General features: G+C 39.7%; 17 protein-coding genes. 12 read left to right on the top strand and 5 right to left on the bottom strand.

All coding sequences use genetic code 11. The features are described from left to right. Positions 1-65: 65 nt before the first annotated feature. From rpsA to ACNS8M_RS07390, 5 genes are all read left to right on the top strand, one after another. A complete protein-coding gene (gene rpsA, locus ACNS8M_RS07410; protein ID WP_168419003.1) occupies positions 66-1,742 on the top strand; it encodes a 30S ribosomal protein S1 in 1,677 nt (558 codons plus the stop codon). Between the two features lie 160 nt (positions 1,743-1,902). Beyond that, positions 1,903-2,208, top strand: a complete 306-nt coding sequence (locus tag ACNS8M_RS07405; protein ID WP_168419002.1) for an integration host factor subunit beta — start codon at positions 1,903-1,905, stop codon at positions 2,206-2,208. Between the two features lie 17 nt (positions 2,209-2,225). After that, entirely contained in the window at positions 2,226-2,591 is a 366-nt protein-coding gene (locus ACNS8M_RS07400) for a lipopolysaccharide assembly protein LapA domain-containing protein (RefSeq protein ID WP_168419001.1), read from the top strand. A gap of 182 nt (positions 2,592-2,773) precedes the next feature. After that, positions 2,774-3,454, top strand: a complete 681-nt coding sequence (gene pyrF / locus ACNS8M_RS07395) for an orotidine-5'-phosphate decarboxylase (RefSeq protein WP_419224672.1) — start codon at positions 2,774-2,776, stop codon at positions 3,452-3,454. 221 nt (positions 3,455-3,675) lie between these two features. Next, positions 3,676-5,058, top strand: a complete 1,383-nt coding sequence (locus ACNS8M_RS07390) for an IS200/IS605 family accessory protein TnpB-related protein (RefSeq protein WP_419224671.1) — start codon at positions 3,676-3,678, stop codon at positions 5,056-5,058. A gap of 38 nt (positions 5,059-5,096) precedes the next feature. On the opposite strand, the gene ACNS8M_RS07385 is transcribed toward ACNS8M_RS07390, so the two are convergent. Both ACNS8M_RS07385 and ACNS8M_RS07380 read right to left on the bottom strand, forming a co-directional pair. Next, positions 5,097-6,002, bottom strand: coding sequence for a lysine exporter LysO family protein (locus tag ACNS8M_RS07385; RefSeq protein ID WP_419224670.1), 906 nt, complete (start codon positions 6,000-6,002; stop codon positions 5,097-5,099). Between the two features lie 69 nt (positions 6,003-6,071). Next, positions 6,072-7,550: a flavin-containing monooxygenase gene (locus ACNS8M_RS07380; protein ID WP_419224669.1), complete on the bottom strand. Its 1,479-nt coding sequence runs from the start codon at positions 7,548-7,550 to the stop codon at positions 6,072-6,074. A gap of 154 nt (positions 7,551-7,704) precedes the next feature. On the opposite strand from ACNS8M_RS07380, the gene ACNS8M_RS07375 reads away from it, so the two are divergent. The 5 genes from ACNS8M_RS07375 (at position 7,705) to ACNS8M_RS07355 (ending at position 14,913) form a co-directional block, all read left to right on the top strand. Continuing rightward, the gene (locus tag ACNS8M_RS07375) at positions 7,705-8,712 is read left to right on the top strand and encodes a helix-turn-helix transcriptional regulator (RefSeq protein ID WP_168525462.1); all 1,008 of its coding nucleotides are present in this window, start codon (positions 7,705-7,707) and stop codon (positions 8,710-8,712) included. A 101-nt stretch (positions 8,713-8,813) separates the two neighbouring features. Further along, the gene (gene zapE / locus ACNS8M_RS07370; RefSeq protein WP_168460272.1) at positions 8,814-9,968 is read left to right on the top strand and encodes a cell division protein ZapE; all 1,155 of its coding nucleotides are present in this window, start codon (positions 8,814-8,816) and stop codon (positions 9,966-9,968) included. Between the two features lie 357 nt (positions 9,969-10,325). Further along, the gene (locus ACNS8M_RS07365) at positions 10,326-12,491 is read left to right on the top strand and encodes a malate synthase G (protein ID WP_419224668.1); all 2,166 of its coding nucleotides are present in this window, start codon (positions 10,326-10,328) and stop codon (positions 12,489-12,491) included. Positions 12,492-12,692: 201 nt separating this feature from the next. Further along, positions 12,693-14,135 carry an aldehyde dehydrogenase family protein gene (locus ACNS8M_RS07360; protein WP_168418919.1) on the top strand — a complete coding sequence of 481 codons (1,443 nt, stop codon included), beginning with the start codon at positions 12,693-12,695 and terminating at the stop codon, positions 14,133-14,135. Positions 14,136-14,235: 100 nt separating this feature from the next. Then, a complete protein-coding gene (locus tag ACNS8M_RS07355) occupies positions 14,236-14,913 on the top strand; it encodes an SOS response-associated peptidase (protein WP_419224667.1) in 678 nt (225 codons plus the stop codon). Between the two features lie 30 nt (positions 14,914-14,943). Here the strand turns inward: ACNS8M_RS07355 and ACNS8M_RS07350 are convergent, their stop codons facing one another. Beyond that, entirely contained in the window at positions 14,944-15,408 is a 465-nt protein-coding gene (locus tag ACNS8M_RS07350) for a MarR family winged helix-turn-helix transcriptional regulator (RefSeq protein ID WP_419224666.1), read from the bottom strand. 881 nt (positions 15,409-16,289) lie between these two features. On the opposite strand from ACNS8M_RS07350, the gene ACNS8M_RS07345 reads away from it, so the two are divergent. Next, positions 16,290-17,813 (top strand): TerC family protein, encoded by a 1,524-nt coding sequence (locus ACNS8M_RS07345; protein WP_168525466.1) that lies wholly within the window; start codon positions 16,290-16,292, stop codon positions 17,811-17,813. A gap of 212 nt (positions 17,814-18,025) precedes the next feature. Here ACNS8M_RS07345 and ACNS8M_RS07340 read toward each other — a convergent pair whose 3' ends face one another. Continuing rightward, a complete protein-coding gene (locus ACNS8M_RS07340; RefSeq protein ID WP_419224665.1) occupies positions 18,026-18,886 on the bottom strand; it encodes an alpha/beta fold hydrolase in 861 nt (286 codons plus the stop codon). Between the two features lie 139 nt (positions 18,887-19,025). Here ACNS8M_RS07340 and ACNS8M_RS07335 point away from each other — a divergent pair, with 139 nt between their 5' ends. After that, entirely contained in the window at positions 19,026-19,478 is a 453-nt protein-coding gene (locus tag ACNS8M_RS07335) for a hypothetical protein (RefSeq protein ID WP_168418924.1), read from the top strand. 124 nt (positions 19,479-19,602) lie between these two features. Here the strand turns inward: ACNS8M_RS07335 and ACNS8M_RS07330 are convergent, their stop codons facing one another. Continuing rightward, entirely contained in the window at positions 19,603-19,839 is a 237-nt protein-coding gene (locus tag ACNS8M_RS07330) for a hypothetical protein (RefSeq protein WP_168418925.1), read from the bottom strand. Positions 19,840-19,982 lie beyond the last annotated feature (143 nt).

Raw genomic sequence — 19,982 nt, 5'->3', positions numbered from 1 at the left:
CTATGTAGACGCTTAACTAAACCGGCCTTGTCTGATCCAAGACCGCTGACTTTATCAGGTATATCATGACCGAATCTTTTGCAGCCCTCTTTGAAGAAAGCGAATTAAACCTCAACGTTGAAAAGGGTGCTGTCATCCAAGGCGTTGTAGTAAGCATCGACTCTGACTGGGTAACAGTTGATACTGGCCTTAAATCAGAAGGCGTTGTAGACCGCGCTGAATTCTTAAACGAACAACGCGAACTTGAGGTTCAAGTTGGTGACACCGTTGATGTTGTTGTTGAAGCACTTGACAACGGTATGGGCCAAACTGTTTTATCACGTGAAAAAGCGAAACGTGCTGAAACTTGGACTAAACTTGAAAAAATCTTTGAAGACGGCGAAATCGTTACTGGTGTTATCTCTGGTAAAGTTAAAGGCGGTTTCACTGTAGACATCGGTCCAGTTCGTGCGTTCTTACCAGGTTCTTTGGTAGACACTCGTCCTATCCGTGACACAACTCACCTTGAAGGCAAAGAGTTAGAGTTCAAAGTTATCAAACTTGATGCTAAACGTAACAACGTTGTTGTATCTCGTCGTGCAGTGATGGAAGCTGAATCTTCAGCTGACCGTGAAGCACTTCTTGCTCAGCTTGAAGAAGGTCAAACTGTTACTGGTACAATCAAGAACCTTACTGACTACGGTGCATTCGTTGACCTTGGCGGTATTGATGGTCTTCTTCACATCACTGACATGGCTTGGAAACGTATCAAGCATCCATCAGAAGTGGTTGAAGTGGGTCAAGAAGTTACTGTTAAAGTACTTAAATTTGACAAAGAGCGTAACCGCGTATCTTTAGGTCTTAAGCAATTAGGCGAAGATCCATGGTTAGCGATCATGAGCCGTTATCCTAAAGGTTCTATCGTTAAAGCTCGCGTAACTAACTTAACTGACTACGGCTGTTTCGCAGAAATCGCTGAAGGCGTTGAAGGTTTAGTTCACGTTTCAGAAATGGACCACACAAACAAAAACATCCACCCGTCTAAAGTTGTTCAGATTGGTGATGAAGTTGATGTTATGGTTCTTGAAGTTGACGAAGAGCGTCGTCGTATTTCTCTTGGTATCAAACAAACTCGTGCTAACCCATGGGAAGAGTTTGCTAAGAACCACGACAAAGGTGAAAAAGTTTCAGGTACTATCAAGTCAATCACTGACTTCGGTATCTTCATCGGTTTACCAGGCGGTATCGATGGTCTGGTTCACTTGTCTGACATTTCTTGGAACGAGCAAGGCGAAGAAGCTATCCGTCGCTACAAGAAAGGTGACACTGTTGAAGCGGTTATCCTTTCTGTAGACGCTGAAGGCAACCGTATCAGCCTTGGTATCAAGCAATTGAACAGCGATCCATTCAACGATTTCTTAGCTGCTAACGAACGTGGTGCTTTGGTTAAAGGTACTGTAACTGCTGTTGACGCTCGTGGCGCAACTGTTAAGTTAGCTGACGAAGTTGAAGCAACTCTTAAAGCATCTGAAATCAACCGTGATCGCGTTGAAGATGCAACTAAGTTCTTAGAAGTTGGTCAAGAAGTTGAAGCGAAAATCATCAACGTAGATCGTAAATCTCGCTCTATCAACTTGTCTATCAAAGCGAAAGACGAAGCTGAAGAGAAAGAAGCAGTTGCTAACTTGAAAACAGCAGCTAGCGGTCAAGACAATGGTCCTAAGACTATTGGTGATTTGATCAAAGCTCAAATGGGCAACTAAGTTGCGGGTAAACTGTATTGTTAATGTAAATTAACTAATACTTTTTACACAAATACTGTAAACGGTAGCGTAGTATTCAATTATTACGCTACCGTTTTGTATTTAAACAGGTTATTATCAGTTTTAGGTAAAAGTAGCTTGATAATTAAAGAGGTCGCAGATGACTATTGAAGCACTTAATAAGTCTGACTTGATAGAACGAATTGCTTTGAAAAATCCACATCTGGCTGAGCCATTGGTGGAAGAAGCTGTTAAGATAATGATAGATCAAATGATTGCATCACTATCGGCAGATAACCGAATTGAAATTCGTGGATTTGGTAGTTTTGCATTGCATCACCGTGAACCACGTGTAGGTCGTAACCCAAAAACAGGTAAGTCTGTAGAAGTTGCGGCTAAAGCTGTACCGCATTTTAAGCCGGGTAAAGCACTACGTGATGCAGTAAACGAATCGGCAAATAAATAAAATTCCTAGGGGTGTTTATGCGTTACGTTCTCGTCGCTATTTTAGTTATTCTATTTGGATATTCTCTGGCACTGGTTTTGCAAAACGGCACTGAACTTTCAGTGGATCTGTTGTTTACCCAAGTACCTGCTATGCGTTTGGGCTTATTGCTACTAATCACGTTAGCACTTGGTTTAGTGCTGGGACTGTTGTTGGGTGTGCAAGTTTTCCGTGTATTCCAAAATAGTTGGGAAATTAAGCGACTACGTAAAGACATTGAACATCTGCGTAAAGAGCAAATTCATGCAGCTCAACTGGCTGCTGCTGAAGCTGCTGCACATACGCGCCATGAAAAAACAGTATTAGATGTGCATACAGAAGACCGTTCTTCTAATGCCCTTTAAATTAGCAAATTAAGTTAATTTAAAAGCAACACCCCAAGGTTTACTTTGGGGTGTTTTTTTATGCTTATATTTTTATAGTCATCTATTCCACTTATGATCAGATTTGAGCTGTCTTTTGACTATCTGCCTCATGCGAATCACTTTATAATAAGCATTATTTGTCTAATTCATAGGTAATTCTCTTGAGTATCATTGTTGCCCTCGATGCTAAAAGCCAATATGACGCCTTAACCATTGCAGAGCAGTTAGATCCTGCATTATGTCGAGTAAAAGTTGGTAAAGAGTTATTTACCCATGAAGGTCCAAGTGTAGTTAAAGCCTTGCATGCGCAAGGGTTTGAAGTGTTTTTGGATTTAAAATTTCATGATATTCCAAACACAACTGCGCAAGCGGTCTGTGCTGCAGCTGACTTGGGTATTTGGATGGTCAATGTGCACGCCTCTGGTGGCCGAAAAATGATGGAGACCTGCGTGGAGCGTTTAAAAGCGGGGAATTACCAAACACAACTGATTGCGGTGACTGTATTGACATCTATGGGGCGTGAAGATTTAAAAGACTTAGGTTTAGATATTGAGCCGTTTGAGCAAGTGCAGCGATTGGCTAAACTCACAAAAGATAGTGGTTTAGATGGGGTAGTATGTTCTGCACAAGAAGCAAAAATGTTGCGTGATACTTTGGGACAAGATTTTGCCTTAGTGACGCCAGGTATCCGCCCAGAAGGTGCTAACGCTGATGATCAAAAACGCATTGTCACACCAAAACAAGCCATGCTAGATGGTTCGACGCATTTGGTGATTGGTCGTCCAATTACCAAATCTGAGAATCCTCGTCAAACTTTGAAAGATATTTTAGCGACGTTTTAATTTTCCAATCTCTGACTCTCCAAAAGAGAGTAATTAACTATAACTAAAAATATAGACAAATATTTGCATAAGTGCTCATTTTGTCTATGTCGATTCAGTAGTGGCAAGGTGGGTATTTATTAGAGATTTAAATGATTATCTTTTGTATTTTAGGTGAGTGTCTTGGTATATTAGCATCCATATCTATTGATTATCCAATCCCTTAACCTAGGCATGACTTTGTGAAATTAACACGCATTCATCACTGTAAAAACTTGAATGTGCAAAAGTACAAACAGCTTGAGAAACAAGCTGTTTTACTTGGTCGTATTCGCAGTGAAGTTTGGGCTAAATATGGTGCTGTTGCAGGCTTAAATATCAGTGACAGGGCTATTCGTGATGCGTGGATGAAAGAAGGTCGCAACTTCGGTGTATCTGCAAATGCGTGGAAAGAAACCCTGCGTGACTGTATGGGTGATATTAAAGCCTATCGTGAAGCTGCCAAGGAAAAGGTCAAACAAGCTATTCGCAAACGTACGACTTGCGACAATGAACGTAAAAGACTCTATACGCTGCTAAAAAAAGATGAATGGACAACAGATAATTTCCTCCATCGTCAGATGCGTAAGCATTTTCGGCATGGTGTGAATCACACGCACAATCAAATCATTGTACGTGCTGATATGTGTAAAACCTTTGAGTTAAACGGTCAATGTTGGCTTAAAGTACCAAGCCTAGTACCTCGACAAACTATTAAAGTTCCACTAAACACCACTATGGAATTTGCACCGCAAGGTACGTTAAGGATTGTTCTTCGGAATGAAAATATCGAAGTTCATTCCACTTATGATGCGGTTGAAACTCAAGATTGTGGTCAAGAAACTGTTGGTGTTGATAAGGGCTATTCAGAAGCCTTTGTAGATTCTGATGGCGGTGTATATGGGAGTGGTCTAGGCAAGCTGATCTCAAGTGAATCAGATTATTTAAATCAAAAGTACAAGCACAGAAACAAGCTCAGAGCGATTGCTAAAGCTAAACCACACAAGAAACAGAAAATTGAGTTAAATAATCTAGGTCGAAAAAAACTAGATAAGCGACAAGATACTCAAAAAGCAAAGCTCAAAACATTAATATTTACAGCAACTCACAAGTTGGTTGATAAAGCCAAAGTGATTGTTGCGGAAGATTTAACATCCCCAATTCAAAGTAAACGCAACTATGGCAAAAACACCAATAGACGCTTAAATACATGGGCTAAAGGTTTGTTAGCTAATGCCCTAACAGGTATATCTCACCGTAGAGGTTCTACGGTGCATCTAGTCAATTCTGCATATACTTCGCAAAGTGATTCTTTCTTGCATGGCCTTTTAATAGGTACACGTAAGGGAGATCGTTTTCACCGTTTCAATGGGGAAGTTGTGCAAGCTGATTGGAATGCTGCGAGAAACGTGCTTGCAAGATTAAACGACAATGAGATAAGTCGTTATACGCCTTACAAAACTGTAAAGCGTATATTGCAAGAACGGACTGACCGCTACAAGTCGGAACTGACCGACTCAGGCTCTAGTTACACGCTTGGCAACAAGACATTAACAGAGTGCGAATTAGTCCTTGACTATGTTTGACTACATTTTAAGGAACAGGACAATTGTGGATTCTACTTTTAAATAGCAGCCAATATACTTACAGCAATGGGGGCAAGGACTGACAATACAAATCCACTGACCATTGCATGTGGAATAAAATCATTACCACAGGCTTGTTTGACCATGGGTAAAGTCACATCCATTGCTGTTGCACCTGCAGCTGAAATTGCAGCACGTGGATAACGCCAGCCAAGTGCATACATCAACAATATTGCAAAAATCTCTCTGAACAAGTCATTCATTAACGCAATGCTACCTAATTCGGGTGTACGTAGTTCAGATACGACAATGCCACTCATAGAATAAAAGCCATAACCTTGTGACAACATTAGCAAATCTTTGAGCTGTACGGGTAGCCATAGTGCACAAAGTAACACGCCTGCGACAGAACCCATGATGCATCCAGCAGGAACCAGCAATATTTTCCAATTCAACCAAGCGCGATCTAACGGTGAATAGGCGAGGTCGAGTCCGATCATCCACATAAAAAATAACAGTAAGTACCACGTTTGTATCTGTGCTTGAAAATTCAAGCTATCTGTAATTTGATGCAGTGCATAACCAGCAAACAACGCTAGAAATGCATAACTGATGTTCAGGCAGGATTTGCGTAATAAATGCAGTGACACTTTACCGTGTGTGGTTTGTATTCCAATACCTTTAAATAAAAGATAACAGCATAGAAATGCACCTATTGAGGTGGCAAATGCAATTTGCATAGCAGTAGATAGAATCTGCACAGGTTGCTGTAGTGAGCTAAATGTCTGTGCAAATTCAAATGCAATTGCAACGAGTAAGATATAGCTAAAATATGGCAGTAATTGGAATGCAATTTTTTCAACGATAACGGGCAAGCGTTTAGCGAGTATAAATCCTAAAAATAAACAAAATAATAATTGGAAAATCAGCCAAAGAGATTGCATGACATCAACAGGTGAGAAGGTGGATTGAACACCTGTTGATTATGCCTATTCAAATGACAAAGCGGAACTTTATGCTGCTTTACTGATTAATCTAAAATCACTTGGATGCAGGGACTTGGTTTGAAGCCAGTATTTCCAAGTATAAGTTGGCCAAAGCGCAAAGTTTTTGCCATCGTCTTGTTGATACCAACTCACACAGCCAGATTGCCAAACGGTGTTGTTTAGCATAGCTTCAATTTTTTGATTGAATTGGTCTTGTACTTGATCTTTAACCACAATCGCCTGAGCATGTGATTGATTCACTAAATCCATCATTTGCAAAATATAATCAACTTGCGCTTCAATCATAAAGATAACTGAGTTATGTGCTAACACTGTATTTGGCCCAAGTAACTGGAACAAGTTCGGAAACCCTTTGTGGCTAATGCCGTAATAGCTTTCTGCGCCATCTTTCCAAGCTTGTTTAAGATCAATGCCATGCTCGCCAATACAACTAAATGGCTGTAAATAAATACGCGGATCGGTAATAAAACCTGTGCCATAAATCAAACAATCAATTTTACGTGTTTGACCATCGGCAGTAATGATGCTGTCCTCGGTCAGTTCTTGAATGGCATCAGTGACTAGCTCAACATTTTTGCGATTAAAGGTTGGGAAGTATTTGTTAGAGACCAAAATGCGTTTACATCCCATAATATAATCAGGGATGAGCTTTTCTGCCAATTGTTTGTCTTTGACCTGATAACGGATATACGCTTCTGCTAGCTTCTGAGTGTATTTCATCACACTGGGTTGCATGATTGGAATTGCACGTGATTCATTTGACCAATATAAACGAGCGCGATGCAGCTTTCTAAACCAGTCTAGTCGCTGAAAGATTTTTTTCTCTAAAGCTAAATACTTACGTTCATCCCTCGGAATAACCCAAGCTGCGGTCCGTTGCATTACATACAATTGTTTGACTGTTGGTGCAATTTCGGGAATATACTGAATGGCGCTACCGCCTGTGCCAATAGAGGCCACCACTTTGCCGTTTAAGTTGTATTGATGATCCCATTGCGAGGAATGAAAAACTTTGCCCTTAAATTTTTCAATGCCTTTAATTTTAGGAATTTGCGGAACATGCAGTGGGCCAGAGGCCAAAATTAAATATTGGCAACTTAATTGTTTGCCATCTTTTAAAGCAATGTGCCACACACAGTCTTTTTCCTGATATTCGGTATGCACCACTTCGCTATTGAATTGACAATAGTCACGTAAATTAAACTGTTGCACCACATCCTGAATATATTGAAAAATTTCTGGTGCTTCTGCGTAGCGTTTGCTCCAGTCGGTTTTTGGTGCAAAAGACAATGAATATAGATGCGATTGCACATCACAAGCAGCACCAGGGTATTGGTTTTCACGCCAAGTTCCGCCCACTTCATTGGATTTTTCTAAAATCACAAAATTTTGAATATTGCGTTGTAATAGACGAATCGCCATGGCTAAGCCACCAAAGCCTGCACCAATAATTGCGACTTGATAATGAGCTACTGCATCCTGCATGAAGACATCCTTATATTTATTTTGTTTGACTCAGGATAGAATAACCCGATGCCTGACAACATGATCGTGCTGACATAAAAATTGATATTTTCGGCAATTTCTATCTGTGGGAGAATCAGGTAAAAAGGATATTCTATTTCGCACTGTTCATTTTATGAAAAGATCTATACTTGGCTTGATGTATTTAATACAAGGCATGCGTAAAGCAGGCGTTGATGTCGATGCAAAATTGCAAAGTATCGGCTTGCGTGCAGACGCATTGGACACCAGTTCGGTGATTCATCCAAGTCTGGAATGGGATATTTTAAAAGTCATTGGTGCGGATGTTGAACCTGAAATGGGGCTGTTTATTGGACAGCATTATGCCTTGGCAGGTTATGGTCCTTTGCTGATGTTATTGGTGACCAGTCCTAATATTGCAACAGCATTAGAAAAGGGGATTCAATATCAGGGCTTGACCCATTTGAGTGGTCAATTGAGTTTGCAGCATCAAGCACAACAGATTGCACTGTGCTATCAACCGAACGATCTGCACAGCAGTTTAGGGATACTACGCGCACAATGTGAAATTTCAGGCACATTTAAGTTTATTCAAGACCTTTATAAAATGATGGGCTTGAGCGCACCACGTATTCGCATAGAATTACCCTTTGCACAGCCGCAGCAAAGTGAAGTGTTGCAAACCTTTTATGATTATTATGGCCAAGACATTGTCTTTAATCAGCCTCAAGCCGCATTTTGGTTTGATGATGTAGTGTTGAATGCACGTATTCCATCTGCAGATGCAGTAACGTTTAGTAGCTACGAAGCTAAATGTATTGTAGAGCTAGACCGCTTAAAATTAGAAGACAATACGCCTTCAGTGGTGCAACGTGTTAAAGATTATTTAGAGCTGCAACAGGGCAGTATGCCTAGCATGGCAGAAACAGCACAGGCCTTACAAATTCCAGAGCGGACGTTAAGGCATCAACTGCAACAATTGAACACCAGTTACAAACAAATTCGTGAAGATTTAATCAAAGATAAAGCACTGCGTTTAATTGAATATCAGGAGTATTCAATTGAAGTGATTGCAGAACTGTTGGGTTATTCGGAGCCTGCGGCATTTAACCATGCCTTTAAGCGCTGGTTTGGCCAAAGCCCACGCCAATATACCAAATAGCCTGTGTTTAGCCGAAGTATTCAGCAAACCTATGCCAAAGTGTTATATCTCGTGATTCGATCTTCGTTATAATCTATTTGCCCAAACAAGTATCCATGAATATGTCTGATTTTAATTCACCACACAATACAGCCTTTAATCCACTGTCACCTGCAGAGCGTTATGCGCAAGCGATTGCATCTGGGCAGTTCATGCCAGATGATGCACAGGCGCAGGCTGTACACGAACTTGACCGTGTGTGGCAGGAATTAATTCAACGCTATAAAGCTTCAAAAAAAGCATTTCGACGTTTTCGTCGTCAGACTGCGCCACAAGGTGTTTATATGTGGGGCGGTGTAGGTCGTGGTAAAACATGGTTGATGGATCAGTTCTATGATTCAGTTCCGTTTCGTCGCAAAACCCGCATGCACTTTCACCATTTTATGCAATATGTGCATCGTGAACTCAACAAACTTTCAGGGCAGCGTAATCCCTTAGACTCTGTTGCAGATCAAATTTATAAAGATGCAGTGGTGATTTGTTTTGATGAGTTTTTCGTTTCAAACGTCACCGATGCGATGATTTTGAGTGATTTATTCCAGAAACTGTTCCATCGTGGGATTACTTTGGTCGCAACTTCAAATATTGCTCCAGATGGTTTGTATAAAAATGGCATCCACCGTGACCGTTTTATTCCAACCATTGAAATGGTGAAAAAGCATTGTCAGGTACTCAATGTCGATGCTGGGGTAGATTATCGTTTACGTGTATTAAAACAAGCTCAGTTGTTTAAATCGCCACTCAGCCATGATAACCAAAACTGGATGGCGCAGCGTTTCAGTGCATTGACCAATACCCAGCAGCATTCATCTGAACCGATTATTATTAATCAGCGTACTGTAGAAACCATTGCACATACTGAAGATGTGTTGTGGTGTGAGTTTTCTGAACTGTGCTTTAAGCCACGTAGTCCTGCAGACTTTATTGAAATTGCCAATATCTATAATACAGTATTGGTCAGCAATGTACCGCATTTGACTGATTTCTTGTCTGAAGGCACACGTCGTTTTATTTACTTGGTTGATGAATTCTATGACCGTGGGGTAAAACTGTTATTGACCTCAGAAGATTCAATTATCGAAATTTATCAGGGCGAAAAGTTAGCATTTGAAATTGAACGCACGCGTTCACGTTTATTGGAAATGCAATCCGATGACTATTTAAATGCAGAACACCGCCAAATACAGGCAACAGAAGCCGAACAGCAAATGAGTTGATTTTAAAGCGCCTAGAATTAGGCGCTTTTTTATGTTAGAAATTCAGTGACTGCTGGTTTTATCGACATTTTGTCATAAACATGGCTTAATCTTGTGGTGTTGAAACAGGACTGTCGATGGTTTTTACAACAAAATCTGAACTTAAGTCTAATTTCGACATTTCAAAAACTTTATACACTGTGAAAGTGTATTTATATGAATAATAATGTCATGTTTCAGATCAGAATTTCAGGTGTTTATTGTCACTCATCTTGTAATAAATGATCGTTATTTTGAAATGTGATAATACTATTCAGCTAAATATAAATCAGTATACTAGAATCTCTTGTATAAAAAGTAGCAATATCAGGAAAGACAATGACTGCACGTATTCAAAAAGGCAAGTTAGCGATTGCTAAAGAACTTTACGATTTCATCGAAAATGAAGCACTACCAGGTTCTGGTTTAGACAGTAATGCATACTGGAAAAACTTTGAACAAGTCGTTGTCGATCTTAGCCCTAAGAACAAAGCGTTACTTGCAAAGCGTGACGAGCTTCAGGCTAAAATTGATGAATGGCACCGCAATAATACATTTGAATTAGAAGCTTACAAAGCTTTCTTGACTGAAATTGGCTACTTATTACCAGAAGTAGAAGATTTTCAAATTACCACCGAAAATGTTGATGAAGAAATCTCATTATTGGCTGGTCCACAACTCGTAGTACCTGTACGTAACGCACGTTACTGCTTGAACGCAGCAAACGCACGTTGGGGTTCGTTATACGACGCACTTTACGGTTTTGACGTTATTTCTGAAGATAATGGCGCAGAAAAAGGTAAAGGCTATAACCCAGTTCGTGGTGAAAAAGTAATTGCATTTGCGAAAAACTTCTTAAATGAAACTTTCCCATTGGCGCAAGGCTCACATGCCGATGCGACTAAATATGCTGTAGATGCAAACAAACTTGTAGTAAGCCTTAAAGATGGTTCTACAACAACACTTGCAAATGAAGCATTATTTGTTGGTTATAATGGCGAAGCTGCTGCTCCAACAGAAATCGTATTCAAAAATAATGGTCTACACGTTGTAGTTCAAATTGATGCAACTAGTCCAATTGGCCAAACAGATGCAGCTGGTGTAAAAGATGTTGTTCTAGAAGCTGCTGTAACGACAATTCAAGACTTAGAAGACTCAATTGCAGCTGTAGATGCTGAAGAAAAAGTTGAAGGCTACCGTAACTGGTTAGGTCTAATGAAAGGTACATTATCAGAGTCAATCGAGAAAAATGGCAAAACCATGACTCGTACATTGAACGCTGACCGTACTTTCAAAAACCTAGAAGGCGGTGAAACTAAAGTTCATGGTCGTTCATTAATGTTACTACGTAACGTAGGTCACTTAATGACTAACCCTGCAATTTTGGTTGATGGTCAAGAAATCTATGAAGGGATCATGGATGCATTGATCACTCCATTATTGACTTTTGCTGACATTCGCGGTGAAAACACGATCAAGAACTCACGTCAAGGTTCTATGTACATCGTGAAGCCAAAAATGCATGGTCCAGATGAAGTTGCATTTGCAGTTGAATTGTTTGAACGTGCTGAACAAGTACTTGGCTTGCCTGCGAAGACTTTAAAAATCGGTATCATGGATGAAGAACGTCGTACTTCTGTAAACTTGAAAAACTGTATTGCTCAAGCTAAAGACCGTACTATCTTCATTAACACGGGTTTCATGGACCGTACAGGTGACGAAATCCATACCTTCATGGAAGCAGGTCCATTCGTTCGTAAAGGCGAAGTAAAAGGTCAAATTTGGTTCCCAGCGTATGAAAACCGTAACGTGATGATCGGTTTGAAAGCAGGTTTACGTGGTAAAGCACAAATTGGTAAAGGCATGTGGCCAAAACCAGACATGCTTTTAGACATGTACAAAACCAAAACTGAACATCCTGAAGCGGGTGCAAGCTGTGCATGGGTTCCATCACCTACAGGTGCTGTGATTCATGCTATTCACTATCACCAAGTGAACGTAGCAGACCGTCAACAAGAATTATTGGCAACTGAGCCTTTATCTTTAGATGACTTGTTAACTCCACCATTGGCAAAAGACACTAACTGGTCTGACGAAGAAAAAACTAAAGAGCTTGAAAACAACTGTCAAGGTATCTTGGGTTACGTTGTACGTTGGGTAGATTTGGGTGTAGGTTGTTCTAAAGTTCCAGACATCAACGATGTTGGTTTGATGGAAGACCGTGCAACTTTACGTATTTCTTCACAACACGTTGCCAACTGGTTACGTCACGGTATCGTGACACGTGAGCAAGTTGAAGAAGTAATGCAACGTATGGCTAAAATTGTGGATCAGCAAAACGCTAACGATCCGTTATATACGCCAATGTCTAACGACTTTGCGAACAACATTGCGTTCCAAGCTGCGTCTGACTTAATCTTTAAAGGTGGTGAGCAACCTTCTGGTTATACAGAGCCACTTTTACACGCTGCGCGTTTAAAATTAAAAGGTTATACAGGTGACTAATCCTTTGGGAATGAATGTTCACTGATTGTGTAATACAAACAAATGAGCCTCTTCGGAGGCTTTTTTGTTGTCTGTATTTTGCCTATGGTTTCTTGAAAATTTTGCAGCTGAATAGTTACAGGATGTACTCGCAGCTAGAAAAACATCAAGCTGCGGAGTAGAGTGAAAGCCATATATAAAAAGTATCGCAAGGACAAATACATGCCAGCATATCAAGGTTTGAATCAACAATTTATTGGTGGACATTGGACGACTGGCACATCAACCAAGACCATAACCAATAGCAATCCTTATCAGCAAACAGTCATTTTTGAGATGCAGGCTGCCAGTGTAGTAGATGTTGATAGTGCCTATAGTGCGGCACAAAAAGCCTTTGATGAACAAGTTATTAAATCTACCGAAGTGCGTAAGCAAGTCATTACTAAATTACAGCAAGTCATTCAGCAGCGACAGGAAGAAATTGTACAGTGGCTGATTGATGAGTCAGGCAGTACTCGATTAAAAGCCAATATTGAAGTGGATGCTGCGCTAGGGATTATTCAAGAAGCAGCACAATTTCCTGATCAGATGACAACTACACCATTAGAAAGTAAAGATCCTCAAGTACGCAGTTTTGTTTTGCGCAAGCCTTTGGGTGTTATTTCAGTGATTAGCCCTTGGAATTTTCCATTTCATTTATCTATGCGTTCGGTGGTGACAGCAATTGCTTGTGCCAATAGTGTGGTGTTGAAACCTGCAAGTGATACACCAGTCACAGGTGGAACACTCTTGGGTAAATTGTTTGAAGAAGCAGGTTTACCTGCAGGCGTACTGAATGTCGTGGTTGGGGCTAGCCGTGAAATAGGTGATTATTTTGTTGAGCATGCTACGCCTAAAATGATTTCCTTTACTGGTTCTACAGCAGTTGGGCAGCGTGTAGGGCAAAAGGCAGTAGGTGGAGAAACACTGAAACGTGTTGCGTTAGAACTTGGTGGCAATGCACCTTTGGTCATTTTAGATGATGCCAATGTCGATTTAGCTGTGGAACTTACGGTAATGGGTCGATTTTTGCATCAGGGGCAAATTTGCATGAGTACCAATCGGGTTATTGTCGATGAGTCGATTTATGCTGTGTATATCGATAAGTTGTTAACACGTGTGCAGCAATTGGTGGTGGGTGATCCTAATGCACAAAATACACTTATTGGTCCCATCATTAATGCAGAGCAAGTGAAAAAACATCAGCAAATCATTCAAAAAGCGAAGGCGCAGGGCGCTGAATTAATTTATGAAGGTGGCATAAACGTAAATCTAGTGGCACCACATATTTTTGTAAATGTTGATGCTAATGCCGAGATTGTCCAGCATGAAAGTTTCGGGCCAATACTACCAATTTTGCAGGCCGAAAATGAAGCACATGCTTTGCAATTGGCAAATCAGACCCAATACGGGTTATCTGCAGCTGTGTGTACAGCAAATTTAGAGCGTGGCATTGATTTTGCTGCGCAGCTCGATGTGGGGATGACGCATATAAACGGTATTACCGTTGCAGATCATGCCAATGCACCGTTTGGTGGAGAGAAGAATTCAGGTTTAGGTCGTTTTAATGGGCGCTGGATATTTGAAGAGTTTACTCGAACACATTGGATGACGTGTCCCGCTTAAAGATGGCTGTTTGCAAGCATATTGCGCTTAAACATGCTAGTGCATGGGTAAGCGATACTATGCGTGATATAGTAAATTTGTCTTTTTATACAAGTTAAATATGTGTGCCAATTTTAAACCGTTGAGCCTAACGCAGTTATCTGCTTTAGGTTTACCAGAAATACCTTTTGAATATCCTGACGAAGTTTATCCGAACAGTACTGCGCCTTTATTATTTAAGTCTGAGACGGGTTTGGAGTGGCGTTTGGTAAATTTTGGCCTGATTCCAAAATGGGCCGAAGACAAAAGCATTGCTTTAAAAACTTATAACTGTCGTAATGAAACTATACTGGAAAAGCCCAGTTTTAGCGAAGCAGCCTATAAGTGCAAATTTGGCGTAATTCCAGTATCAGAATTTTATGAGTCAAAATATATTGAAGGTAAAGCCCAGCGCTGGGGTGTACGACGTAAAGATGGGCAGGTATTCTTTATAGCGGCGCTATACGAAATTTCTAGGCTAAATGTGGGGCAAGAAAATGAAGAGATTATACGCTCTGCCAGTATGATTACCATGGACGCAATTGAGCATGACATGATGAAAGAGTTTCATGTATCTGGCCCTGTGAAGCGTTCGGTTATTGTGATTCCACATGCACGTTTGGATGAATGGTTAAGCCTGAAAACGCCCAATATACAAAGTTTTGTACAAGGCTTTCCTGTAGATGAGTTTGAGTGTTCCTTTGTTCCAAAAGCAAAGATCGAAAAAGTAAGTCCCCAACTCAACTTTTTCGATCTTTAACAGTTTTTCAATGGCTTGTGATATAGCTTCTTAGCGAGCTAAGTTGTTAAAAATTTGACGTAAGCTTTCCATCATTTTTTCAATTTGTAGTGGTGTCAGGCCATCAAAGGATTGCTCTAGCACAACACTAGTCAAATCATTGATTTTATTGGTCATGTCGTCACCTTTTTCTGTGAGTACAACACGGGTAATACGCGCATCATCATCACAGGAATAAGTTTCTACTAAACCTTCATCTTTCAGGCGATAAACAATTTTAGTGGTGGTCGACATTTTAGATACCACCATATCAGACAAGTCAGACACGCTGGCATGCGGTTTAGAACGAAGCGCCAATAAAATACGGCGACGTGAATTGTCTAAACCATATTTCTTTAAAGCGTGATCAACATTTTGCACATATTGTGCATGCACTTGTGTCACCCAATAATATGGAAATTGTTTAAGATCGTAATGATCGGTTGAAGGCAGAAATTTAGAATATTTCTTGGACATTGCATATTCCTTGCATTGTTTTAATTGTATTTTTTGATATTTCACATTTTATGTGAAAACTCATGTGCTTAGCAAGACGTTTTTATTACTTAAAGTTAGTGTGAAGCTAAACTTAATAAAATAAAGGTCTAATAAATAAAAAATTCTTAAACAGATTCACGTAAATTTTGCGTTGTAAATGCAAGATCGTGATTGCCATTAGCGTGAATTCAGCATTGTTTTGAGTGTAAATTTTTAATTGTATTTTGGCGTTTGAACAGAAAGTTCAATGTTTGGTTGTAGCTTGTAGGTCTGTCATACCACATATTTATTAATCCTCTAGAATTTTTTTAGTACGGGGATTAGCAATTCATTGTTGTTATCTAGCAATCACATTGTGTGTGCCACAATGAATATTCATAATTAGGCAGCATTTTAGTCAAAAAAATACATTTGTACACTTCGCATTTCATTCAAAAGGTTGCGTGAATCTGATCATGATACGCAGAAGATATGGGTTCGAAATCTTAAAATATTAATATCACTTAAATAACAATAGCTTGTAATGTATTTGTTTTGAATAAAAAGTAAATTTTGTTCAAATGACTCATTCGTCAAATTTATTGCCTAAAATGGGTTTGACTTTTTATCTTATTTTTCAATGTTATGATTTTGTGCTAATCACTCCATATTTAGTTTATGGTTGAAAAATACAATAAAAAAGAAAGACCGATTGCTTTGTTTAGTTTTTTTCAAAATTTTCAAAAATATAATTACAAATCTTCAAGATTGTGCATAATTAATCTATCAATTGCTAAAAAGGTTACTTTTATGGATCCGTCGCCGTGCGCAGGTCTACTTTATATTTCGATTTCTGCTAACTTTCTCGGAGATTTAAACTAATGGAGTTTTTATTAGATCCGGGAATATGGGTTGGTTTAATTACACTTATTATTTTAGAAATCGTACTGGGTATTGATAACCTAGTTTTTATTGCTATTCTTGCAGAAAAATTACCACCTGAACAACGTGATAAAGCCCGTGTGATCGGTTTGTCTTTGGCGTTGTTTATGCGTTTAGGATTGCTATTTGCAATCTCTTGGTTGGTGACCCTAACCGAACCTTTAATTACCATATTTGATAAAACCTTCTCTGGGCGAGATTTGATTCTCTTGGGCGGTGGTCTATTCCTGGTCTATAAGGCCGTGGGGGAGCTGCACGAGAAGATGGAAGGCAAGCCTGAAGTCAAAGTCACAACCAATGTCGTGTACGCAGGTTTTGCAGCTGTTGTGGCTCAAATTGTCATTCTAGATGCTGTGTTCTCACTGGATTCGGTCATTACCGCAATTGGTATGGTTGACAACATCTATGTGATGATGGTGGCAATGGTTGTGGCAATGTTGGTAATGTTACTTGCATCTAAGCCTTTAACAGCCTTTGTTAACCGACATCCGACCGTTGTAATTTTGTGTTTAAGTTTCTTACTGCTAATTGGTATCAGCTTAATTGCAGAAGGTTTTGGCTTCCATATTCCAAAAGGCTACATCTATTCTGGTATTGGTGTTGCGATTGCAATTGAAGCGTTTAACCAGTTCGGTCAGCGCAATGTTGCAAAACATGAAGCAAAAATTCCATTACGTCATCGTACTGCCGACTCAATTTTAAAATTGATGGGCGGCAGATTGGAAACCAGCAGCCCAGATATGAATGTCGAAGCACAAGAAGCATTTGCTGATGAAGAGCGTTATATGATTGGCGGTGTATTAACACTTGCAGAGCGTTCTGTGGCTTCGATTATGACGCCACGCAGTCAAATTTCATGGGTAGACATTGAAGATTCGCCTGAACAAATCCGTGAACAGATTTTGTCAGTACCACACAGCTTATTTCCAGTGTGTCGTGGCAGTTTAGATAAAGTCATCAGCATTGTTCGTGCAAAAGAATTGTTAGATGTTGTAGATGATGAAGTTGAACTTAAAGCTTTAATTAAACGTCAGCGTCCAATTTACATTTTTGAAAAAATGAAAGTGATTGATGCCATCAATACTTTACGTACCTCTAAAGGCTCATTGGTGTTGGTTAGCGATGAGTTCGGTAACGTTCAAGGCCTCATTTCACCATTAGACGTGTTTGAAGCGATTGCGGGTGAGTTCCCTGATGCAGATGAACAGTTGGATTTAATTAAAATTAATGACAACGAGTGGAAAGCAACAGGCATGCTGGATTTGTATCAGCTTGAACTTGAGTTGGGTATGTTAGATTTAGTTGAAGAAGATGCGGGATATATTAGTGTCGCAGGTTTGATTCTAGATAAAACCCAAGGTGAAGTGCAGGTAGGTACACAGTTGGATTATCAAGGGGTGCACTTTGAAGTAACAGAACTTGATGCAAACCGCATTAAAACTGTGATGATTCGTTTGCCTTAATCAGCATCATCCCTAATTAATAAAAAGCTCTGCCAAATTGGCGGAGCTTTTTTTGTCATCTGAATGAAAATTACGACTACATGGGGGTGAGTTATTGTGTTAAAGAATAATCAACATCCATAAAAAAGAAGCAACCAAACAGGATTATAAATTTGGTTGCTTAAACTGGAACAAGCATCTACAGCAGTGTATATCCATCAATTTGTAGCTGTTTAAACCACCAACTGATCGGCAATAATTTCCCATAAGTTCTGATGTGATTTTTTAAACATTGCCATGTGTCCAATAGATTTATGTGAGAAACGATGCGGTTCTAATTCAATCATGCTAGTTGCAGCATTCGGATACAAGCGCAGTAAATCCTGCACATTGGCTTCAGTGGCAATTTCATCATCTGTAGTCCAAATGGCTGTAATTGGGCATTGGATTTCTGAGTGGAAATCACGCTGCACAGTTTTACCGACTGCGTTAATGACATAGCCAGGTTTACTGCAAAATTGAGCCCATTGTTGTGCGACATTTTTAGGTAAGTTCTCACCCATGCCAATTGCATTGGTTGGGCCATAACCATGGGTTAATCGGGCAATTGGGAAGATTAAATTAAACATGACAGGTGCGAGTAGGCGAGTACGTCCCTTTAAACCTTTTACGTGCCCTGTAGAGCCAGAAACAGCTACCACTTTGGCGACTTTATGGTATTCAGGATTAATTCCCAGAAGTTGTCCACCAGCGCTGTGACCCAACAAGATGACTTGTTCAGCCTGTGATTTTTGCAATAGTGAATTCACAGCGGCAGGAATATCAAGTTGTCCCCAATCGACAATACTGGCTTCACATTGTTTTAAGGGTTGATGCAAAGAGTCGCCAATACCACGAAAATCAAAGCATAATACTGCGTGACCGTGTTCGCTTAACCATGCAGCAAATGCATGATAGAAGCTTTTGGTTATGCCTGTTGCAGGGCAAATTAGTACTGGCAACCGTTGGGTATGGTTGTATTGATTTGGGTAATATCGTGCAGCTAAAGAATAACCGTCTGAACAAATAATATTTAAATTTTCAAAAGTACTCATAATGCTTTAACACAGTTTTGAATAAACTCACTTTACACGAGTTCCAAAAAGAAACTTGATATTTATGCTGACTCTAAAGTCAGATAAGTTGGTAGTGGCTGTAGTTAAATAGCGGAATGAAAATAACAGAGTAACTTACATGGATGGTTTGTCTTGGGCAGTGCGTCTGGCCATTATTTTTAGTGGGATTTTTTTATGGGTGGGAATGCTGACAGGTGTTTGGAAGTATTGGCAAATTAGGAATTCAGCTCAAGCACGTGCACATTATTATGTCGATATTGCACACCGAAGTAGTTTGCTCTATGCACCTGCAAGTTTAATTTTAGCGGTATTGGCTTATTTTTGTATTTGGGATGCCACTGTTATTTTAATTTGTGTGATCTTGAATTTAGCATTTTTTAGCTTTTCAATTTTAAGTTATATCTTGCATGGGCTATTAAAAGATACCACGAATCAATTTAAACAACCGCATCAGCTTGCAAAGTGGCAACTACCAGCGTGGTGTATGAGTTTGGCAATGTTGTTGTTAATAGGTGCGGAACTTGGAGGAACAAGCGTGTTATTGCTTGGTGCAATCTACGGATTATTATAGATTTATGGCTAGATCGGCAGCTATTGAATTTTAGAATTATTTTGAGAGTTGGCGGCAGTGGAATAATCCAACTGCCGCAGAATGTTAGATGATGGCTTAATTTTTAGCAGTGCAGGGCTAAAAATTAACGAGCTTCGGCGTTTTGGCTTTGGCGGAACTTTTGATCAATTGATGTCCAAATTGCAAAGGCAATACATACCAAAAAGGCATATAAGAAATAGGTTGGTTTCAAGTTACCTTGAATTGTACCTTGTAGCAATAAGGTTAGCATCAATGCAAAAGTGGTGCTTAAAAATGTGACTAAGTTTTGGTTAGCCTTCAGAGCGCTAATGAAGACTTGCGTATTGAAATGTGAAAACATCTCCATCCCTCCTTGTTATAAATCACTAAAATCAGAGCGTTTTAGTCAGATTGCTTTTAATGTTGTACTGCTTTATGAGAACTATTTCAAGCCCTTATGGTTATATTTCCTTAGAAAACGTCATTTTGTTGAAAAATACCTGA

The sequence above is a fragment of the Acinetobacter sp. A2 genome (assembly GCF_048537555.1).
Classification (GTDB): domain Bacteria; phylum Pseudomonadota; class Gammaproteobacteria; order Pseudomonadales; family Moraxellaceae; genus Acinetobacter.
Note: the sequence above shows the minus strand (reverse complement) of the source record. Positions and strands in the feature narration are given on the sequence as shown.